The following is a 19,717-nucleotide window of genomic DNA, read 5'->3' as shown; positions in this document are numbered from 1 at the left end:
TGCGACAGCCATTATTTCTTTTTCATATATTCTTCGATAGGTATGATCTCTTCCTTGGTGGTAGAAGTATATGCATAGTATGAAAGGATATATGAGGCATCTACAGCGTTGATATCACCGTTGTTATCAATATCGGCTGCCTTCTTCTGAGCTTCGGTTAAGCCGCCGTCCTTATTTGTGGAGATGTTTGCGTAGTATGTAAGGACTGTAGAAGCGTCTACAGCATTGATCTTGCCGTCGTTGTTTACATCGCCTAATTTGTACTCAACAGGTTTTGTTGTACCTGTTGTAACAGTTGTTGTTACGATCGTTGTTGTACTTGTAACAGGCTTAGCCGATGTTGTAGTGGAAGTCTTGGCAGGAGCCGCTGTTGTGCTTGTAACAGGCTTAGCAGTAGTTGTAGTTGATGTAGTTACAGCAGTTGTTGTGGTAGTCACTGCCGGTGTCTCACTGCTGACAAGCTTTATATCAGCCATAGCATATTCAGAACCGCCTTCACGGTCAAGGTAGAAACGAACATACTCTGCGTCACTTGTATCAATAGTATAGTCTTTTACGAGCATATCAGATGTAAGCGGTATGCTCTCGGTCTCAAGTCCGTTTTTATATACTATAAGCTTGGCATCGCTTTTACCGGTTTCATCTACATGACCGATCTTGAAGTTAATGCTCTTGACATTTTCTGTGTTGAAGCTTACAGCCGAGTCATATGAACCATACTCGCCGTAGTATCTTATTCCCTGAGTATATTCATCGCCGCTCATAAAGAACTTGTTTATCTTCGGACTCTCGCCGTTATAGATAGTGACTCTGTTGGAGTTATATCCTGATTTAAGGAAATCCTTGACCGTATCGTACTTTGGAACGACATGAGGATTTGAAGTCTTTCTGTCATCGGCTGCGATATCTGCAAGTGCAAACTTTGTTCCGCCCTCACGGTCAAGGTATACACGCAGAACATTACCCTTTGAAACATCGATGCTGTAATCCTGTAATTTCATCCACCATTCCAGATCCACCTTGTCAATAAGCTCCTCATCAAGATAAACGTACATCATACCGTCATAGTATCCTGAATCATCAACATGTCCCATAGTCCATGATATTTTATTGACATCTTCAACATTCAGGCATACATTGGAATCATAGGCGCCGTAATCACCTGTGAGCACGATACCCTCATAGTATGTTCTGCCGTTCATGTTATAATAGTCTGCCTTGGTGCTTCCGTTATACCAACTGATATAATTAGTATTGAACACGCTGTCAATAAACTTGCTCACCTTATCATATTTAGGTGTGGTATAATCTATCTCGGGTGCAAGAGCATCTGCATGGATATTCATAAGTGCATAGGTACACTGGCTGTCTGCCTTCAATACAAAGCGCAGGTTCTTTGTGCCCTTTAAGTCTACCTCACATTCGCTTATGGGCATATAGGCTTTAAGGGGTATCGCATCGTATTCTTCGTTGTCACGGTAAATGTAAAGGACTCCGTTCTGAGCGCCGCTGTTATCGACTCTTCCTATGTTGAAGGACAGCTTGTCGATATTCTCAACATTATATGTCAGAGTCGGGATATCTGTGCTGTATTGGTATTTGAATGTGAGTCCCTGATAATATGTACGACCGTTTACATTATAGCTGTTTGCCTTGCTGGAGCCTGTGTACTTTGTAACATTTGTATTATTGAAGCCGCTGTCAATAAAAGCACTTGCCTTTGAGAACGTCGGTATACTGCATTCAATGCCTGCATCAAGAGAATCGGCTTTTATGTCTGCTATCGCATACTGGTTATCGTTCTGCTCAAGCTCTATACGGATCACCTTAGCTCCCTTCGGCAGATCAAGCTCAAATTTTTCAAGCTCCATGTTCCATGTAAGATTACTGCTTTCGGTAAGCTCGTCATCTACATATACATTGAGCTTTCCTGCGTATCTGTAGGCATTGTCGATGTGACCTATGGTCCAGCTGAGCTTTGAGATGCCCTCAACATTCATTGAAACAGTAGTGTACTCATTGCTGTATGAACCTGTAAAAACTATACCCTGATGGTATGTTCTGCCGTTCATATTGAAGCCGGCTGTTTTATCGTTTCCCTGATATATCTTGACATGATTGCTGTCAAAGCAGCCTGTAAGTATATCGCCGACCTTGCTGTACTCGCGAGCCTTTGCAGTGACAGACGGGGATTCCTTATCAGATGTGACATCTCCCATAGCGTAGCTGCCGTAGCTTGAACCCTCCATTACGATCTTGATCTTTGAAGCCTTGGAAACGTCAATATCATAATCCATGGCGAGCATATACCATGAAATTGGTACGCTGTCTGCAAGCTCATCATCAAGATACACTTTCATGGTCATATTGTATCTGTCTGTATTGTCAACGTGTCCCAGCTTCCACGAAAGCTTATTGATATTTTCAACATTGAAGGTTATACTTGACTTTCCCGTAAGAACTACGCCCTGATAATAGATCCTTCCGTCCATTTGAAAAGCAGCCTTATCCGAATTTGAATGGCACACAGCGTTGCTTTTATCTGTTGCTTTGAGAGAGGGAAGTACATTTACCTGTTCAGTAGATGCAGCACTGACTGTTATGGCATTGTCATTAACGAAATTGTTCATAAAAGGAACGGTACTGAATGACATTGACATTGCCAGAACAGCAGCAAAGAGTTTTTTGTGGTTCATTTGATCATCCTCCGATATATAAAAATCTTATACAATTATATCATTGATTTATAAAGCTGTCAATAATGGTAACGCACTCGGGAACTACTTAACAGCCATGGCAGAGTGGGAAAGCTTATGCATATAACATGAGTTTTTCTAATATAATCCAGTGACCAATTATCGAAAAAAGGAGAAACTGAAATGAGAAAAACACACAGAAAAATAGTCAGCGGAGCACTTTTATGCGGCTGTGCGCTGTTCACACTATACGGAGCTTCACGTATCGCCGAGAGAGCAGAAAATGGAGCGCTTCCTGTGACACTCACAGACCTTGACAATGAGAAGCCTGTCATAATCATCGATGCCGGACATGGCGAATCAACTTAAATATAGTTCATCCCCGAGGGGAACTTTTCTGTTATTTATAGTTTTCCCAGCTGGTGTCGAACCAGCTCATATCCTTTTCGGGAACAGGTTCTGCCTTGTCATTTAACTTTACATCGAAGTACATACCAATTGAGTCTATATCTCCGTTTTTAAGGTACGAAATATCTAACATTGGTATTCCTGTTTCCTTGTCGATGTAGAGTAAATATCTATCTCTTTCATATTCATCATAATCCTTTTCGGGACGCTTTCCTTCAATAATATAGCAGTCTCTGCCCTCAAAGTTTATGTCTCCCGTGATATTCCATGTACTGAAGTCGTAGAGATAATTAGTCACAAGTCCTATTCCGTCAGGGCAAAGAGTATTCTTAATCATGTGAGAATCATAGAAGGACTCATGTCCGGAATTTAATCTGATCGCTTCAAAGCCTTTGTATTTATCGGCGTCGCTGTCACGATAAAAACGATTATTCCAGTGGTACCAGCTGTATTCTTTTCCGTTGGATTCGTCTCTGTCAAGGTCCATTGGATTATGCCAGTAATAAAGTTTTTCGCCGTCACAATAGTCTTCATTTTCTCTTTCATGGTCTGGATTTATAGTCTTTTTTGCGTATTCAGCCAAGCCTGAGATATCGTCACTTCCGTTGTATCCGTCGCCGTAATATCCAAAGTCATATGATCTTGCTGCTCTGTTATCTGCACATAAAATACGGTAGCTTACGGAATAATCCATATCTTCATCAGAAGAATCCTCTGGAATTTTTTCGAAATGAGCATTTTTTGCGCTTATCTTGTCATAAAGGTCAACGCTGTTCATCATCTTGTCTACAATATTAAGCTTCTGAACATCAAGCTCAGGACCAGTAGGCTCTAAGTGGAATCGGGATCGCCAAGCTCTTTTATCTTGCCGAGAATAATACGGGACTGCTCCTTGAGCTCTGTTTTTTCGGCGATGTCATCGTCATCGCGGAGCTCGTTGATAGTGTTTTGCAGAATGCCGCAATAAAGGACTTGTATAAACCATCTGGAATAGCTATAATAAATATATATTTGTTTTTAAGTTTAGGGAGGGTGTGACAATGTACAAAATAAAAAAGCATCTTTTGTCAGCTTTGACTGCCTTCGCTGTAACAGCGGCAGCTATGACTGTTTTTCCTGTAAATGCTGTGGGAGAGACGGGGGCTTCAGAGGTGACAAAAAGTGTCGAGGCAAGTCTGACTTATTATGACGAGGAATTCAAGGCTCCTTATTCATGCAATGACCTCATGGCATGGAAGGCGGATGACGATGATGGCGAGGCAACAATCGTTCGTAATTCTGTGGGCGGTTATTACGTTTGTAACTGGGACAGTACAAGACTTGCGGAGTTCCTTGTTGGTGAGGGAAAGGTACAGTCTATAGACGAGGTCAAGGATTGCTTCGTAAAATATGAGGCAGCCCTTAAAGGCACAGAAAGCTATGCTATTGGAGCTGTGGCGGAATGCTACGATGCTGAGAATAAAAAAGCAGCAGAAATAAGAGTTCTTGACTCATATACAGAGGACGCTTTCAGTGCAGATACCGATAATGCAAAAAAAATAAGCATAAACGGCGCTGATTACTATGTAAGCATCACTGAAGAGGAGAACGTTCCTGTTGAGATCATATATATTGTCCGCTGCGAGAGCCTTGAGGGTGACAGCATAAGCGAAAAGATAGACTTTAAGGCGATAGACGCCGAGTTAAAGGATAATGGCTTTAAAATAGAAATAGGTAAGCAGCCTAAGCTTTATATCCGCGGAACAGGCGAAAAGGGAAAGATATTCGTGAATGATGTTACTTTGGCCAATGTTCCTCACAAGGAGAGTATAAAAGTTGAGAACCATTATGACTCACGCAACCCTGTCTGGCTTAATGGACAGTATTACTCCTATTCGTCGCTGGATAAAGGCTTACGCAACGGAATGACGGTCTCTGATGACGGAACAGCTCACTGTATGTATGAAAATTGTAATACCAATTCGGACAGTGCGTTTTTCAGAGGTATTCTTGACGAAAAGGCAGTGTCTTTTGATGAATATGAAAAGATGAACGTTCACTATGAGACGACAATAAAGGCTAAGGACAAATATGCAGTGGGAGTTGAGCTCTTTGATCGTGACAGTATAACGTCGATAAATATTGTTCAGTTCAGTAATACAAAGGACTTTGTGGACGACGGTCATGACAGGGCTGATGTTGAACATCTTGACTGTGTTGAGGTAGACGGTATCAAGTATGATATTTATTCAAGGACATTTAACTATGAGTCCTGTATGAGCTTGCCTGCACCGCAGATATGGTGCATATCACAGGTCAGCTTTGAACAGGAGGGCTACGGAGCAGTTGGCGATATTGATCTCAAGAAACATTACGATGTTTGGCTAAAGAACTATTTGGAAAAGACAAACAAGATAAGCGAAATACTAATGTTTGCTGAATCATTTGGTACCGGAAGAGGTGAATTTGACCTTGAAAATGCTGAATTTGATCTTGTAAAGAAAGATGACATATATAACAGAGTGATTGACAATACATCGATAAACGCTCCTGCCGAGCCTATTATTGAGGGCGGCAGCATGGTTTTCTGTACAGAGAACGGAAAGTGTACCCTCAAAAAGAACGGCACTATCGTCGGTGACTGTTTCCAGAATTATGATGACAGCGTTTTCAAGTTTGGAAAGAGCATGAACTTTGAAATGGCAGACGAGCAGATAGACAATGATAAGGGCGACTTTATCAATATGAATTTCAAGGCTAATATAAGCACAGATGGTAATTACAGCATAGGTGCTGAGGGCCGAATGTGTGATGAGCACGGCGAGGAATACATAGATTTTTATATGTATCCTGTGCTGAATTATGATGCTGTTCCAAAAGAAGCCAAGTATCTCGGTACGGAGGAGTTTACCGACAGGGAATACGATATCTATGTGTACTATAACAATCATGTTGTCACTGCCGGTGGCAAAAAGAATGTGAAATATTATTGTATAGCTAAAACCAAGACTCCTAATGATACAATTGCATCAGGAACTATCTATCTTCTTGACGCTGTTATAGCATGGAAAAATGCTGGACTTGAAGTAGGTCCTATCACAAATGTAGCTCTTAATGCCAATATATGCGGCATTGGTAGCGGAGAGATAGAGCTTGTCCGTAATGATATTATAGTTGAGAGAGTTAACAGGGAAAAGTTTACATCAGATGATATATGTCTTTTCCAGAAATATCTCCTTGGCGAGAAATGCGACCTTAATGGAAAGAATTTCGACCTCAATTATGACGGAGTATTTGATAATTTCGATATGATAGAACTGAGAAGACAGGTTCTTGACAAATATTGATTAAATAACAAAGGGGACGATAAACTTACCGTCCCCTATTTTCTCGTCTTTCTTCTTGTAAAATAGCTGTTTTTTGAACTTCCTATATGCGCTTGCAAGAGTTTTCATATCTGAAGTATTCAAGAATAATATCAGTCCATCGTTATATTCTTTTACAAGGTCAATGAACTCATCATTATCGTCATTAAGGAGCTAATTCGCCTATAGCGCATAGTGTTATTCAATAGAAGTTTGAAAACGAATGATTCCTTGACTTTATATGCTATAGAAGTGTATATTATAAAAGAAACAGTAGTATGTCTTCTTACATTAAACATACTACTGTTTCTTTTTCTTTGTATTCTCAGCTTAATGACCTTACCGTAATGGCTTCCTTATTATGTATTATAAGCTGAATGGCGCTTCATTCGGACGAGCACCATTGCTCTGATTAATAATCATCAGTAAGCTTATGTGCAGCTTATTCGATAGATGTAGAATCAGTCTCAGTTGTTGTGGAATTATCTTGGTATTCATATTCAACATCCTTCTGCTCAATTCTCCAATCCTGAGCATCTTCATCGAATGCTATTCTGAATGTTACTTCGCCCTTTGATGGCTCATATACCTCATTTCCATCATTTTTAAATTTTCTATTCAATGTAAAGGAGCCTTCTGTAACATCAGATATATCTATCTGCTCATCTGTCCAATAATAACCGTCAAAATAGCCTTTACCCGGACAATACTGGTATAATTCACCCTCATACATGATGTAGGTATATGCACGATCCAATTTGCCGTCAGCAGGAAGAGTATCTGCTGTAAATGAAGGTCCGAATAATTCATTGTTATTGGTATATTCAGCATTTACAGAATAGAATGGATCGTAGTTTTTGCTGAAATAAGTATTGTATATCTTCTTCAGACCGTCCATAGTTTTCTCTGTAAGTCTTTCATCAATAGTTTTGTAATATATTAGCTCAATATCAGGTGTATATCCAGCATACTGCATAGTGTAATTGAACTTTAAGCTTTCAGCATCATAATCAGCCTTTGTATGTGCAACACTATCAAAGAAGCACTCATAATCCCAATAACTATCTGTAAGCTTATGCGCTGCCTCTTCAGGAGTCAGTCTCTTTGACTCAGTTGTCGCTGTAGTTGTCTCAGCAACTGCTGTAGTTGTGGTAACATTTGTTGTTACAGAAGATGTAGTATTAACTTCTGTCTCTGATGATGAGCTTACAGCCGGAACCGGCTTCTTCATATTGCGGAGCAGATATCCTCCGCCACCGATGCCACCTGCGATTATAGCAAATGTCGCTGCCATACTTGCAAATTTTATCCATCTTGGACGATTGTATCTTTCCACACCATATACGCTGTTATTGTTTCCCTCATCAGTATAATTTGATATATTCATTTTTTCCTTAGTCATATTAAACATCCTCTCTCTGGCTGAATCTGACAGGGACGGGTACTCTTTCGCAATTCTGTTTGCAGTTTCAAGATCAATGTCGAATTCATTGAACATTTCGTCTTTCTTATTCATACATATCCCTCCTTAATAATTTATGCCGACTTCACAAAGCATCGTTTTCAGCTTTTGTCTTGCCCGAACGCTTCGTTTCTGTACTGCGGCTGATGTCATTGAAATTGCTTTCCCTATTTCAGCTACTGTCATATTGTAGTAGTACTGCTTTATTATGATCGTCGTGTCAGGTTCGCCTAATTCTTTTATTTTATTAAGTAAGATGGAATTACGTTCTGACATCTCAGTAGATTCTATTATGTTTTCTCCGGACGATATTTCTATGAATCCTTCATCATCGGTTGATATGGTCCTATCAGCTTTTACACTAAGTTTTCTGTACATATCTATTGCTTTGCGTTTGGCGATAACTCCGATAAATCCTTTCAGGTCGCCATCGCGCTCACCAATATAATTTATCCTTTTGAATACCTCAGTAAAAACATCACTCACACATTCCTCTATATCTTCCGTAGTACCGCAGTTTTTTAGTTTAGTTGCAGCTATTACGTATACATAATTGCAGTATTCATCAAAAACTACTCTCATGCACTCTTCCGGAGATCGTTCCATGTATTTCTTGAACTCCTGATCTGTCATATGTATTCCTCCTATTCAGTTCAGCGATCGCTTTCATTATATACACTCGTACTTGTGATATCAAGTAGGACATTTTTTCCAAAAAAATATTTTATCACATTTATGGGGGACTTTCAATAGTATGATAAGGCAAAAAAACATTTAAATAATCACAAATGTATTTTTTCATAGAAAGGACGGCGTAAAGCCGTCCTAATAATTTTTATTTCATTGAAGCTTGTCTCCATAATGGCGCAGGTCAAAGGTTATATGATACTCCTTGACTGCATAAAATTCAAGGAAGGAGGGAGTACCATGAAGGAAACCATACATATGAAAAACAGCTTCAGATCGGCAGATGTTGAACATTTGCGGAAAGCTGTCACAGAGAAGATAGAGAAACTCGTAAACCGTCAGGTGAAGAGAAAAAACTATTGAAACAAGGAGGTGAGGTCAATGCCAAAGGTGGCTATAAAGTGATGACGGACAGTTTGATATGTCAGATGTTGTGCTTATAATGCAGGCACTTGCAAATCCCAATAAGTACGGAGTAAACGGAACTAATCAAAGTCATATAACTTCAGAAGGGGGTGAATATGCAGATACAGGCGGAAATGGACTGACAGTAAGCGATGCGCTTCGTATACAGCAGTATCTTTTAGGACTTATTCCATCATTGACTTAATATTATAAACTCCGACCGTATGGTCGGAGTTTTTGCATATATTCTCAGAATTCCTCATATAATTCACTGACCAAATATCGAAAAAAGGAGAAAAGATATGAGAAAAACACACAGAAAAATAGTCATCGGAGCACTTTTGTGCGGCTGTGCGCTGTTCACTCTGTACGGAGCTTCACGTATCGCCGAGAGAGCAGAAAATGGAGCGCTTCCCGTGACACTCACAAATCTTGACAATGAGAAGCCCGTAATTGTACTTGACGCAGGGCACGGCGGCATAGACGGCGGCTGCACGTCGGCGGAGGGCGTACCCGAGAAGGGCATAAACCTCGATATACTGCTTCGGCTGAGAGACCTGCTGGAGATAAACGGCTACGAGGTCAAGGTGACCCGCGACACCGACAGGTCTATCCACGACGAGGGTATAACAGGCATTGCGGAGCAGAAGAGCTCCGATATTGACAACAGACTGGGAATATTCAACGGAACGGACAACGCTGTGTGCCTGTCCATACATCAGAACCAGTTCACGGACGCTAAATACAGCGGCGCCCAGATGTTCTATTCCAACAATAACAAGAACAGCGAGGCGCTGGCGCGGGCTCTGCAAAGCCGTTTCAGGGAGCTCCTACAGCCCGATAATTCCCGTGAGATAAAGCTTTGCGGCAAGGAGCTCTTCCTGTGCTATTACAGCGATAATCCCACAGTAATGGCGGAGTGCGGCTTCCTGTCCAATCCCGAGGAGGCGGCACTTCTCGGTACTGAGGACTACCGCGAAAAAGTAGCCTTTACGCTTTACTCGGGCATAAGTGATTTTGTGAATCGGAAGAAATAAGAAAAGGGCAGATTCGTCTGCCCTTTTAATGTATATTCATAATTTAAGTGCCTGCTGATGCGGATAGATTTAAATATGTAGGAGTGTTGTTTATCCAAAAAAGAAACGAATAATGCGTTCACATAAGCTTGGGCGTTTCTGAGGCTGCTTTTCTTCTTTGAATCGAACTTGCTCGAAGTTTGAATCGGTATGCCATTTGTAATCGTATCTTGTTTCTGTTTGTTGATAGACCTGCTGGTTGAAGTTTGGCTTTGGAAGCTGTGTGTTCTGTTGAACTGGTTTGCGTTGTGCTGGTTTGGGAACTTTACGTATCTTTGCCATTGGATCATCAGCTGCAAACAAGCGGTTATAGAAATACTCAAGCCAATTGTAATCTGCTTCTTCAACTTCAAAAATATCATCGTGAACAAGTTGGTTTCTGAGTCTGCGCACACGTTTCAGTTCGTTGTAGTCAGTTTGCCATGATTGAACATAAGTATATCCTTTTCCGCAGTTGATCTCCATTTGTCGGATGTACTCCGATACGCCCTCGTTTGATGAATAAGCGTCCTTTATGAATTTATCAACTTTTATATAAAGGCTTAAAAAATCACTTTCACGCATATATTCACCAGCTTTCGATTTGAGTTTATGTCGGTTAAGCTTAACATTTTGTCGCAGGCAGTTAACTACAAACTAACATCTTATTTCTGTGACTCATAAGCCTCGCGGACAGCCACGCAGAGCTGATCAGCGCATGATGTAGGTCTCTGACCGCAGGTGTTGCCCTTGAGCTTTGCCTCTATCTGCTCAACGGTCCAGCCGTCAAGGACCTTGGACAGCGCCTTCAGGTTGCCGTTGCAGCCGCCCATGAACCTGATATTGGTGATAACGTCGCCGTCGATATTGAAGCTTATTTCCTGTGAACAGACCATTTTTGTCTTGTATTTGTATTCCATGATCATCTCTCCTGTAATAATATTTGCCTTGCATTAATAATTTTATACTATAAGGCAGGGCTTGTCAATGGAAATAAGATGAATTTTCAGTGAAAAGCCTTACAGTGACGAAATTGTAAGAATTTTGAGGTTTACAAAATGCGAAAAATGTGATATTATATACTTAAAGACAAATAAAAGCTGTAAAGGAGTTAATAATGGCAGACAACAAAAGACGTATTCGCTTCAAGAGCATTGCTCTGCTTGAAGCTGTAATAATACTGATACTTATAGTGCTGCTGGTGTGGGCGGCATTTATCCGCGGCAGAAACGAGGCTGTCCCTGCCAATGCAGGCTCGCAGAAAGCGGAGGTTCGCAGGAGAGCGGTCATAGAAAAAGAGGAGACCTTCTACCAGCTTGACGGCAAGAAGATACTCATGAACGACAGTACATACGGCGAGGTATTCGTCCCTGTTTACGAGGACGTTCCCGCCAGCACCATAGATCTTGACGAGATCACCATGCGCAACGGCTACGCTTACTACAAGGAGAACGGCGAGGTGACCTCCACTACGGGAGTTGACGTTTCCGAGTTTCAGGGCGAGATCGACTGGGAGCAGGTAAAGCAGGCAGGCATTGATTTTGCGTTCATACGTGTGGGATACCGTACATACGGCGACGGAATAGTTACATATGATTCGGCATTTCAGCACAATATCGAGGGAGCTCTCGACGCAGGCATAAAGGTGGGAGCTTACTTTTACTCACAGGCGACCACTGCGGACGAGGCTGTGGAAGAAGCTGACGCGGTCATCGACGCCCTTGCTGATTATAAGATCACATATCCCGTAGTCTACGACTGGGAGATAGTCCACGACGCCGCACGTACCGATAATGTAAGCGTCGAAGCTCTTGCGGACTGCTGTGTGGCATTCTGCGAAAGAGTAAAGGACTCGGGATACACTCCCATGATATACCAGAACACGGGAACAGCTATGCGCAAGCTTGATCTTCCCAGAATAAAGGACTACGACTTCTGGCTTGCGGAGTATGCTGATAAGCCGTCATTCTACTATGATTTCAAGATATGGCAGTACTCCAATACGGGAAGAGTTCCGGGTATCGAGGGCGATGTAGACCTTAACATCTGCTTCAGACCATACGACGGCAAGGTCAAGGAATCAACGACAAAGGCTGATTAAAACTACAGGAGTTTTTGGCAGAACTAAGAGGGGCGGATATTATCCGCCCCTGAATTATGCATTAAAAAAGGACGGTCAGTGACCGTCCTTTATTTTATGCATTGAGATAAGACCTTACCAGAACCTGCAAAAGCTCATCACGGTCGATGTGACGGATAAGACTTCTTGCGTTGTTGTAGGTCGTAATGTATGTAGGATCTTCCGAGAGGATATAGCCTACTATCTGATTTACGGGGTTATAGCCCTTTTCAGTGAGCGCATCGTAGATGATAGTCAGGTTCTTTTTGAGTTCAGCTTCCTTGTCCTCATTTACGGAAAAAGTCATGGTTTTATCAAACATAATATCAGCCTCCCGCTGTATGGAATACTATTATATTTAATATTATACCCTAAAATCAGCGGCAATGCAAGGGCAGGGAAGAATTTTTCCCGATTTGAACGAAATTCACCGTGGATTTTAGGGATTTTGCACAGCCTGAGCACTGCGAAAGAAGTCATATCTCCCCGATGTTCCACAAACAGACTGAAAAATCAGGTGGCGGTATTTTCGATTTCGCATATGGAGACCACGTATCTGCCGTCTTTCAGGATATGCTGACGGAAGCGGCAGTCCTTTATGTGGGTAATGATGTTTTCGCCCTCAAAGCTGAATTCGGCAGTATCCATGGGATAGGATATACCTATGCCCAGAGCCTTGACGTATGCCTCTTTCAGAGTCCACAGGCGGAAAAACAGCAGGTTCCTCTCACTTTCTGGAGCACTTTCCACCATTTCCCGTTCCTTTTCGGAAAAAGCCCGCTTCATAACATTTGGTCGGAAATCCCGCACGTTTTCGCAGTCTATGCCGCATTCGCAGTCCGAGACCATACAGGCGGCTATACCCTCTGCATGGGAGAGGTTATAGTGTATATTTGGGTGCTCCGAGAGGGAGGGCTTGCCCAGCTTTCCTTTGACAACAGGCGTATTTTCGCCGTATTCAATGCCTTTTCTGCGGAGACATTCCCTGAGAATTTTGTGTGCATGGTCGTGAAATGCACGTTTATCCATATCTATGATCGATATCATAAGCATAATTATCACCACTGTTATTATAGCATTTTGCGCGCAGGATTACAATATACAGTGACAATTGTCACCGAAGAAATGACAAATGACATCTTGTGAAAGCCTGCGGGAAATGGTATTATCATATCAACATCAGATCTGAGCAATTATATCGTGTTTAAAAAGAGGTGCTTAATATGGGACCATTGATAGTTTTACTGGGATTTATGGTGTTTACGGTAATATTGTGGATAATAATTGCAGAAACGGACAGAAAAAGCAAAACAAAAAATCTGATCTTTATGATAATAGCAGCAGTGATCCTATTAGTCGTTGTTTTTGCCATGAGTGAGGTGTTTGCATTTCTGACTTTTCTTGAATCATGTAATAACTGTGTAACAGAGGTCGGCGGAATGGGATAAGGTGAAAGGAGCAGATAATATGCTGTTTATCGTAATAACCCTTGTGATAATCGGGATATGGGTGGCTTTGGCATTTATTGATCCCTCCAAAACAGCAGAAGAGGACAAGGAGACGATCAAAAAGGCGGTCAAAATAGTGCTTATCATTCTTGCAGTGCTGATAGTGGGGACATTGCTTATCCTGAATTCCTTAGCAAATGCTGTGGGAGATATGTTCACTTCCTGCTGTGAGACTGCGGAGGGTGTGGGAAGAATTGGCTGACCAAAACAGGAGCTATCAGTAAGTTATTGCATAAAAACAGCCCCTCCTCGATGTGATGAATGTTAACTTTTGGTAAAATAGCGGACTTTGTCCGCTATTTCAATTATGGGTATTGACAAACAATGTCGTTTGATGTAAAATATATTATGTCTACTTATATGATTTATCAGACTTACACTATAATAAAGTAAAGGCGGAAAGCAAAATGGGTTTATTCAAGAACATTTTCGGTCCGAACGCTTACTCAAACCGCGAGCTCAAGCGTATCGAACCTATTAAAAATAAAGTCCTCGAACTGGACGAGGAGTATCAGGCGCTCTCCGACGCAGAGCTCAAGGGCAAGACCGCTGAATTCAAGGAGAGACTTGAGGACGGCGAGACTCTTGACGATATCCTCCCCGAGGCTCTTGCTACCGTAAGAGAAGCAGCATGGCGTGTTCTGGAGAAAAAGCCTTATCCCGTACAGATCATCGGTGCTATCGTTCTTCATCAGGGACGTATCGCCGAGATGAAAACAGGTGAAGGTAAAACTCTCGTTGCCTGCGTAGCTTCATACCTCAATGCGCTTTCAGGTCTGGGCGTCCACGTCGTTACCGTTAACGACTACCTCGCCAAGACACAGGCTGAGGAAATGGGCAAGGTTCTCCGCTGGCTGGGACTTACAGTAGGCTGTATCCTCCACGGTCTCAACAATGATCAGCGCCGTGCCGCATACAACTGTGATGTAACCTATGCTACCAATAACGAGCTGGGCTTCGATTACCTCCGTGACAACATGGTAACTCATAAGGAAGAGCGCGTTCAGCGTGCTCCCAACTTTGCTATCGTGGACGAGGTAGACTCTATCCTCATCGACGAGGCTCGTACTCCGCTTATCATTTCGGGACGCGGCGACAAGTCCACAGACCTCTATGCTATCGTTGACCGCTTTGCAAAGACCCTTACCGCTACTACTGTCGTTGAAATGGACGACAAGGTGGATCAGGAGTCGATCAACGATACTGCTGACTATATCATCGACGAAAAGGCTAAGACAGCTACTATCACCCAGCGCGGTGTCAAGAAGGCAGAGCAGGCGTTCAGAGTCGAGAACCTTATGGATTCCGAGAATATGACCCTTCTCCACCACATCAATCAGGCTATCAAGGCTAACGGCGTTATGAAGAACGACATCGACTACGTTGTCAAGGACGGCGAGATCATCATCGTTGATGAGTTCACAGGACGTCTTATGATGGGACGTCGTTTCAATGACGGTCTCCACCAGGCTATCGAGGCTAAGGAGGGCGTTAAGATCAAGAGCGAGTCAAAGACCCTTGCTACTATCACCTTCCAGAACTTCTTCCGTCTTTACACAAAGCTCTCGGGTATGACAGGTACTGCCATGACCGAAGAGGACGAGTTCAAGGAGATATACAAGCTTGACGTTATCGCTATCCCAACAAACAAGCCTGTTATCCGTATCGATCACAACGATCAGGTATATACAACAGAAAAGGGCAAGTATGCCGCTATCATCGAGAAGATCAAGGAGTGTCACGACAAGGGACAGCCTATCCTCGTTGGTACTGTTTCTATCGAGAAGTCAGAGCTCCTCTCAGCTATGCTGAAGAGAAAGGGCATCAAGCACGAGGTGCTCAACGCCAAGCAGCACGCTAAGGAAGCTGAGATCGTTGCTCAGGCAGGTAAGTACGGCGCTGTTACCATTGCTACCAACATGGCAGGACGTGGTACCGATATCATGCTGGGCGGTAACGCAGAGTTCCTTGCAAGAGCAGAGCTGAGAAAGCGCGAGATACCCGAGGAGATAATCTCTGAGGCTATCGGCTTCGCTGATACAGATGTTCAGGAAGTAATCGACGCAAGAAAGCTCTACCGTGAGCTTTACGATAAATACAACGCAGAGGTAAAGGAAAAGGCTGTTGCAGTCAAGGAAGCAGGCGGACTTTATATCCTCGGTACAGAGCGTCACGAATCACGCCGTATCGATAACCAGCTCCGCGGACGTTCAGGACGTCAGGGCGACGAGGGCGAGAGCTGCTTCTTCCTCTCGGTAGAGGATAACCTCATGCGTATATTCGCAGGTGACCGCCTCGAAAACCTTATGAGAACTCTCAACGTTGACGAGAATACTCCTATCGAGAGCAAGATGCTCACAAGGATCATCGAGTCCTCACAGAAGAAGGTCGAGGGTCAGAACTTCAGCATAAGAAAGAACGTCCTCAACTACGACGACGTTATGAATACACAGCGTGAGATCATCTACAAGCAGAGAGCACAGGTGCTCGACGGCGAAGATCTCCACGAGAGCATACTCAAGATGATGGAAGACCTTATCAGTTCTACAGTTGACACCTACCTTGTTGACGACGAGGTAAAGGACGACTGGAACGTTGTGGGACTCAAGGAGCACTTCCTCGGCTGGCTCATCGGTCCTGAGGACCTTACATTCACAGACGAGGAGCTTCAGGAGGTATCCAAGGAAGACATCATCAATGCTCTCAGCACCAAGGCAGGAGAGATCTATCAGGCTAAGGAAGAGGAATACGGCTCAGAGATCATGCGTGAGCTCGAAAGAGTTATCCTCCTCAAGGTCGTTGATACAAAGTGGATGGCTCACATCGACGATATGGAAGAGCTCAAGAAGGGTATCGGACTCCGTTCATACGGTCAGAAGAACCCTGTTATCGAGTACCGTTACGAGGGCTTTGAGATGTTCGACGCTATGGTAGAGGCTATCCGTGAGGATACTATCCGTATGCTCCTTACAGTAAAGCTCCAGAGAAACGAGGCTCCCGAGCGTGAGCAGGTAGCTCAGCCCGATGCTCCCAATGCAGGAGCAGGCGACGGAAGCTTCTCCGAAGAGCCTGTACGCGCAAAGAAGATAGGCGATAATGATCCGTGTCCATGTGGAAGCGGTAAGAAGTATAAAAAATGCTGCAAGGCCAAGGATATGGCAAGCAAGTGATACCAGTACCGAGAGGGGGCGTCAGTCGCCCCTTTCGGCATGAAAGGCTTTTTTGAAAGAGAAAGAAAGGTTTTATGAGGTGACATTATGAAAAAGTATATTCTTCCCGTTGTTCTTCTCGCATTGCTGTCAGGCTGCGGTAAGGTCAAGGATGTTTCCGAAGTGAGCAGTCAGATCGAGATCGTTTCGGGTACAGCTGCTGCAACTACAAGTGAGACATCTTCTACAGAGGCCGAGACTACCACTGATGATGACGATAAGAAAACCACCACTACCCAAAAGGCAGGCGATAAGATCTCGGGAACGACTACTTCTGTAAAGTCAACAGGACGAGTAGTTACCAGAGCCTCGGGCGGCAGCGTAGTACACGGAACTACAAGAGTAGTACCTACAGCTCCGAGAACGACTTCCAAAACTACTACATCTTCAACTTCAACTCAGCAGCCCACTACACAGCCTGCTACATACGATCCCAAGGATTACAGCTCAATAACCTTTGAACTCAAGGATGACAAGCTTGAAGTGATACGTCCGTACAGCGACGGCAAGAGCCGTTCGCCTCAGACGCTTACCGTTGATACCTCTGAGATAAAGGAAAAGCTTGAAGAGAGCCCGTCAAAGACCATCAACGACTTTATCGAGAGCGTGGACTATGACTTCGACGGCTATCCCGACCTCTTTGTAGCAGAGAAAAGCGACGATCTCAACAAGACAGGCAAGTATTTCAGATATGACCCCGAAAAGGGTGCCTATGTCTCATGGAGCGAGCTCAACAGCCTTAAATTTGAGACAAAGATACAGGAGAGCACCAACAGACTCAAGGTCCTTGAAAACATCAACGGTGTTGACTGGAACCAGAAGTTCTATGAGTGGAACAGCCAGAATCAGCTTGTTCTCAGGGAGTATATCCACCAGTATACTGTTGACGGAGATATAATCGTTGAGACTATAACCTATGATGAGAACGGTTTCCAGTTATCAAGAACTGTTGAACACGATAACGGTGAACCTTATGAGGAAGGTACCACAACACCGATCGAGGAAGAATGATAAGATCATTTCTGAATTTCGGCTTTGCTGAATAACAGAAGCGGGCTGCGCCGAAAATGGTGCAGCCCTTTGTTTAAGTCATACGTTTCCCTGACAGATGCTCTTGCGGAGAGAATGCTTTGAGTCAGGAAAAGCTTTATAAAAGGGGAGGATCACATGAGCGGATACAGTGCCTTTGCACGTTACTATGACCAGCTTACCGCAAATATCGATTATAAAAAGCGGGGAGAATACTTTCACAGTATCATAAAGCGCTTCAAGACTACAGAGGGGAATCTCCTGCTTGACCTTGCCTGCGGTACGGGAAGCATCTCGGAGGTAATGGCGAGGCTTGGCTATGATGTCATAGGCGTGGACTATTCAGAGGAAATGCTGGGCATAGCTATGGACAAGAAGTTCGACAGCGGTCTGAATATACAGTATATCTGTCAGGATATGCGCAGGCTTGATCTGTTCGGTACCGTAGATGTGACCATATGCGCTCTTGACAGCATCAATCACCTTGCAGATATCGACGATGTGAAAAAGGTCTTTGAGGGCGTGGCATTGTTCTCCGAGCAGGACGGGCTTTTCCTCTTTGACGTGAACACTCCCTATAAGCACAGAGCAGTGCTTGCCAATAACACATTTACCTATGAGACAGAAGATGTGTACTGCGTCTGGGAGAACACTCTTGACCCCGACACCCTTGAGGTCAGAATGAACCTTGAATTCTTCGAGCACGAGGAAAACGGAATGTACTCCAGAAGCTCCGACGTCTTTTCCGAGAGAGCTTTCAGCGAGGGCGATATTGAAAGGCTTCTGACCGAGTGCGGCTTTGAGCTGCTGGGCAAGTACGGGGACGATACATTTGAACTGCCGAGGTCTGATTCACAGCGCATAGTCTATGCCGCAAGGTGTATCAGAAGCGGTCAGAAATATTGAAAGGATAAGTAAAATGGGTAATTTATACAGGGCGATATCAGCGGACGGTTCTGCATTTGCGGCAGTTCTTGACGCTAAGGATATAGTTTCGGAGATAGAGCGCATACACAAGACCTCAGCTGTTATCACAGCAGGTCTGGGCAGGCTTACTATAGCTGCTTCACTTATGGGCTATATGCTGAAAGGCGAGGAGGACAGCGTTACTCTCCGTGTGGACGGCGGCGGACCCTCGGGACAGCTTGTGGCAGTTGCAGACAGCCGCGGCAATGTAAAGAGCTGCGTTAACAATCCCGTTGTGGAGCTTCCCCTCAATGCGCAGGGCAAGCTTGACGTAGGCGGCGCAGTGGGCAGGGACGGTACTCTGTCCGTTGTAAAGGATATGGGACTGAAGGAGCCCTATGTAGGCGTTATCCCCCTTGTTTCGGGAGAGATAGCCGAGGATATCGCAAGCTATTACGCTACCAGCGAGCAGATACCTACAGTGTGCAGTCTGGGAGTCCTTGTAAATCCCGACCTTACTGTAAAAGCAGCAGGGGGCTTTCTTGTGCAGCTCCTGCCCTTTGCGGACGAGAAGTGCATAGACATTATCGAGAAGAATGTGGCTAAGATACGTCCCGTATCGGCAATGCTGGACGAGGGCATAACTCCCGAGGAGATAGCAAATATGCTCCTTGACGGACTTGAACCCAATGTGCTTGACACCGCCGAGCCTGTATACAAGTGCGATTGCAGCCGTGAGCGCACCGAGCGCGTGCTTATCAGTATTGGAAAGGACGAGCTGAAAGCCATAGCCGACGAGGGCGTTGATACTGCGGTAAGCTGTCATTTCTGCGGCAAGGAATACGTGTTCACTGCCGATGAGATAAGAAAGCTCATGGGTGAATAAGCT

20 protein-coding genes are annotated in these 19,717 nt (G+C 43.9%); 12 read left to right on the top strand and 8 right to left on the bottom strand.

The window, feature by feature from the left end; all coding sequences use genetic code 11:
• Positions 1–11: 11 nt before the first annotated feature.
• Entirely contained in the window at positions 12–2,696 is a 2,685-nt protein-coding gene (locus N774_RS18195; protein ID WP_024860732.1) for an NPCBM/NEW2 domain-containing protein, read from the bottom strand.
• A gap of 183 nt (positions 2,697–2,879) precedes the next feature.
• Between N774_RS18195 and N774_RS0107940 the strand changes: the two genes are divergently transcribed.
• Positions 2,880–3,065 (top strand): hypothetical protein, encoded by a 186-nt coding sequence (locus N774_RS0107940; protein ID WP_024860731.1) that lies wholly within the window; start codon positions 2,880–2,882, stop codon positions 3,063–3,065.
• Between the two features lie 31 nt (positions 3,066–3,096).
• Here N774_RS0107940 and N774_RS0107935 read toward each other — a convergent pair whose 3' ends face one another.
• Positions 3,097–3,798, bottom strand: a complete 702-nt coding sequence (locus N774_RS0107935; RefSeq protein ID WP_207640551.1) for a hypothetical protein — start codon at positions 3,796–3,798, stop codon at positions 3,097–3,099.
• Between the two features lie 346 nt (positions 3,799–4,144).
• Here N774_RS0107935 and N774_RS0107930 point away from each other — a divergent pair, with 346 nt between their 5' ends.
• Complete coding sequence (locus N774_RS0107930; protein ID WP_024860729.1) at positions 4,145–6,430, top strand: glycoside hydrolase family 11 protein; 2,286 nt, start codon at positions 4,145–4,147, stop codon at positions 6,428–6,430.
• Positions 6,431–6,890: 460 nt separating this feature from the next.
• Here the strand turns inward: N774_RS0107930 and N774_RS0107925 are convergent, their stop codons facing one another.
• Positions 6,891–7,964 carry a hypothetical protein gene (locus tag N774_RS0107925; RefSeq protein ID WP_024860728.1) on the bottom strand — a complete coding sequence of 358 codons (1,074 nt, stop codon included), beginning with the start codon at positions 7,962–7,964 and terminating at the stop codon, positions 6,891–6,893.
• A gap of 12 nt (positions 7,965–7,976) precedes the next feature.
• Positions 7,977–8,543: a sigma-70 family RNA polymerase sigma factor gene (locus tag N774_RS0107920; protein WP_024860727.1), complete on the bottom strand. Its 567-nt coding sequence runs from the start codon at positions 8,541–8,543 to the stop codon at positions 7,977–7,979.
• Between the two features lie 294 nt (positions 8,544–8,837).
• On the opposite strand from N774_RS0107920, the gene N774_RS19955 reads away from it, so the two are divergent.
• The 3 genes from N774_RS19955 (at position 8,838) to N774_RS0107905 (ending at position 10,039) form a co-directional block, all read left to right on the top strand.
• Positions 8,838–8,960, top strand: a complete 123-nt coding sequence (locus N774_RS19955; RefSeq protein WP_278245156.1) for a hypothetical protein — start codon at positions 8,838–8,840, stop codon at positions 8,958–8,960.
• 58 nt (positions 8,961–9,018) lie between these two features.
• Positions 9,019–9,207, top strand: coding sequence for a hypothetical protein (locus tag N774_RS0107910; RefSeq protein WP_024860726.1), 189 nt, complete (start codon positions 9,019–9,021; stop codon positions 9,205–9,207).
• 97 nt (positions 9,208–9,304) lie between these two features.
• On the top strand, positions 9,305–10,039 hold the full coding sequence (locus N774_RS0107905) for an N-acetylmuramoyl-L-alanine amidase (protein ID WP_024860725.1): 735 nt from the start codon (positions 9,305–9,307) through the stop codon (positions 10,037–10,039).
• A gap of 90 nt (positions 10,040–10,129) precedes the next feature.
• On the opposite strand, the gene N774_RS0107900 is transcribed toward N774_RS0107905, so the two are convergent.
• Together N774_RS0107900 and N774_RS0107895 are read right to left on the bottom strand one after the other, a co-directional pair.
• Positions 10,130–10,642, bottom strand: coding sequence for a DUF6548 family protein (locus N774_RS0107900; RefSeq protein ID WP_024860724.1), 513 nt, complete (start codon positions 10,640–10,642; stop codon positions 10,130–10,132).
• 80 nt (positions 10,643–10,722) lie between these two features.
• The gene (locus tag N774_RS0107895; RefSeq protein WP_024860723.1) at positions 10,723–10,977 is read right to left on the bottom strand and encodes a TIGR03905 family TSCPD domain-containing protein; all 255 of its coding nucleotides are present in this window, start codon (positions 10,975–10,977) and stop codon (positions 10,723–10,725) included.
• Positions 10,978–11,174: 197 nt separating this feature from the next.
• Between N774_RS0107895 and N774_RS0107890 the strand changes: the two genes are divergently transcribed.
• Positions 11,175–12,158 (top strand): glycoside hydrolase family 25 protein, encoded by a 984-nt coding sequence (locus tag N774_RS0107890; protein ID WP_024860722.1) that lies wholly within the window; start codon positions 11,175–11,177, stop codon positions 12,156–12,158.
• 94 nt (positions 12,159–12,252) lie between these two features.
• On the opposite strand, the gene N774_RS0107885 is transcribed toward N774_RS0107890, so the two are convergent.
• Entirely contained in the window at positions 12,253–12,498 is a 246-nt protein-coding gene (locus tag N774_RS0107885; RefSeq protein WP_024860721.1) for an IreB family regulatory phosphoprotein, read from the bottom strand.
• Positions 12,499–12,689: 191 nt separating this feature from the next.
• Entirely contained in the window at positions 12,690–13,205 is a 516-nt protein-coding gene (locus tag N774_RS0107880) for a 4'-phosphopantetheinyl transferase family protein (RefSeq protein ID WP_242836591.1), read from the bottom strand.
• Positions 13,206–13,399: 194 nt separating this feature from the next.
• Here N774_RS0107880 and N774_RS0107875 point away from each other — a divergent pair, with 194 nt between their 5' ends.
• The 6 genes from N774_RS0107875 (at position 13,400) to hslO (ending at position 19,714) form a co-directional block, all read left to right on the top strand.
• Entirely contained in the window at positions 13,400–13,624 is a 225-nt protein-coding gene (locus N774_RS0107875; RefSeq protein WP_024860719.1) for a hypothetical protein, read from the top strand.
• Between the two features lie 19 nt (positions 13,625–13,643).
• Positions 13,644–13,886 carry a hypothetical protein gene (locus tag N774_RS0107870; RefSeq protein ID WP_024860718.1) on the top strand — a complete coding sequence of 81 codons (243 nt, stop codon included), beginning with the start codon at positions 13,644–13,646 and terminating at the stop codon, positions 13,884–13,886.
• Between the two features lie 205 nt (positions 13,887–14,091).
• The gene (secA, locus tag N774_RS0107865) at positions 14,092–16,854 is read left to right on the top strand and encodes a preprotein translocase subunit SecA (protein ID WP_024860717.1); all 2,763 of its coding nucleotides are present in this window, start codon (positions 14,092–14,094) and stop codon (positions 16,852–16,854) included.
• Between the two features lie 87 nt (positions 16,855–16,941).
• Positions 16,942–17,904: a hypothetical protein gene (locus N774_RS0107860; RefSeq protein WP_024860716.1), complete on the top strand. Its 963-nt coding sequence runs from the start codon at positions 16,942–16,944 to the stop codon at positions 17,902–17,904.
• Between the two features lie 156 nt (positions 17,905–18,060).
• Positions 18,061–18,828, top strand: a complete 768-nt coding sequence (locus N774_RS0107855; protein ID WP_024860715.1) for a class I SAM-dependent DNA methyltransferase — start codon at positions 18,061–18,063, stop codon at positions 18,826–18,828.
• Between the two features lie 13 nt (positions 18,829–18,841).
• Complete coding sequence (hslO, locus tag N774_RS0107850; RefSeq protein ID WP_024860714.1) at positions 18,842–19,714, top strand: Hsp33 family molecular chaperone HslO; 873 nt, start codon at positions 18,842–18,844, stop codon at positions 19,712–19,714.
• Positions 19,715–19,717: the final 3 nt, after the last annotated feature.

It is taken from the genome of Ruminococcus flavefaciens AE3010 (assembly GCF_000526795.1).
Taxonomy (GTDB): domain Bacteria; phylum Bacillota; class Clostridia; order Oscillospirales; family Ruminococcaceae; genus Ruminococcus; species Ruminococcus flavefaciens_D.
This window is presented reverse-complemented; position numbering and strand designations above follow the sequence as displayed.

What these genes read in the sequence shown, in the direction of transcription:
- N774_RS18195 (WP_024860732.1), bottom strand. Translation starts at nt 2,696, where the DNA reads ATGAACCACAAAAAACTCTTTGCTGCTGTTCTGGCAATGTCAATGTCA.
- N774_RS0107940 (WP_024860731.1), top strand. Translation starts at nt 2,880, where the DNA reads ATGAGAAAAACACACAGAAAAATAGTCAGCGGAGCACTTTTATGCGGC.
- N774_RS0107935 (WP_207640551.1), bottom strand. Translation starts at nt 3,798, where the DNA reads ATGGATTATTCCGTAAGCTACCGTATTTTATGTGCAGATAACAGAGCA.
- N774_RS0107930 (WP_024860729.1), top strand. Translation starts at nt 4,145, where the DNA reads ATGTACAAAATAAAAAAGCATCTTTTGTCAGCTTTGACTGCCTTCGCT.
- N774_RS0107925 (WP_024860728.1), bottom strand. Translation starts at nt 7,964, where the DNA reads ATGAATAAGAAAGACGAAATGTTCAATGAATTCGACATTGATCTTGAA.
- N774_RS0107920 (WP_024860727.1), bottom strand. Translation starts at nt 8,543, where the DNA reads ATGACAGATCAGGAGTTCAAGAAATACATGGAACGATCTCCGGAAGAG.
- N774_RS19955 (WP_278245156.1), top strand. Translation starts at nt 8,838, where the DNA reads ATGAAGGAAACCATACATATGAAAAACAGCTTCAGATCGGCAGATGTT.
- N774_RS0107910 (WP_024860726.1), top strand. Translation starts at nt 9,019, where the DNA reads ATGTCAGATGTTGTGCTTATAATGCAGGCACTTGCAAATCCCAATAAG.
- N774_RS0107905 (WP_024860725.1), top strand. Translation starts at nt 9,305, where the DNA reads ATGAGAAAAACACACAGAAAAATAGTCATCGGAGCACTTTTGTGCGGC.
- N774_RS0107900 (WP_024860724.1), bottom strand. Translation starts at nt 10,642, where the DNA reads ATGCGTGAAAGTGATTTTTTAAGCCTTTATATAAAAGTTGATAAATTC.
- N774_RS0107895 (WP_024860723.1), bottom strand. Translation starts at nt 10,977, where the DNA reads ATGGAATACAAATACAAGACAAAAATGGTCTGTTCACAGGAAATAAGC.
- N774_RS0107890 (WP_024860722.1), top strand. Translation starts at nt 11,175, where the DNA reads ATGGCAGACAACAAAAGACGTATTCGCTTCAAGAGCATTGCTCTGCTT.
- N774_RS0107885 (WP_024860721.1), bottom strand. Translation starts at nt 12,498, where the DNA reads ATGTTTGATAAAACCATGACTTTTTCCGTAAATGAGGACAAGGAAGCT.
- N774_RS0107880 (WP_242836591.1), bottom strand. Translation starts at nt 13,205, where the DNA reads ATGGATAAACGTGCATTTCACGACCATGCACACAAAATTCTCAGGGAA.
- N774_RS0107875 (WP_024860719.1), top strand. Translation starts at nt 13,400, where the DNA reads ATGGGACCATTGATAGTTTTACTGGGATTTATGGTGTTTACGGTAATA.
- N774_RS0107870 (WP_024860718.1), top strand. Translation starts at nt 13,644, where the DNA reads ATGCTGTTTATCGTAATAACCCTTGTGATAATCGGGATATGGGTGGCT.
- secA (WP_024860717.1), top strand. Translation starts at nt 14,092, where the DNA reads ATGGGTTTATTCAAGAACATTTTCGGTCCGAACGCTTACTCAAACCGC.
- N774_RS0107860 (WP_024860716.1), top strand. Translation starts at nt 16,942, where the DNA reads ATGAAAAAGTATATTCTTCCCGTTGTTCTTCTCGCATTGCTGTCAGGC.
- N774_RS0107855 (WP_024860715.1), top strand. Translation starts at nt 18,061, where the DNA reads ATGAGCGGATACAGTGCCTTTGCACGTTACTATGACCAGCTTACCGCA.
- hslO (WP_024860714.1), top strand. Translation starts at nt 18,842, where the DNA reads ATGGGTAATTTATACAGGGCGATATCAGCGGACGGTTCTGCATTTGCG.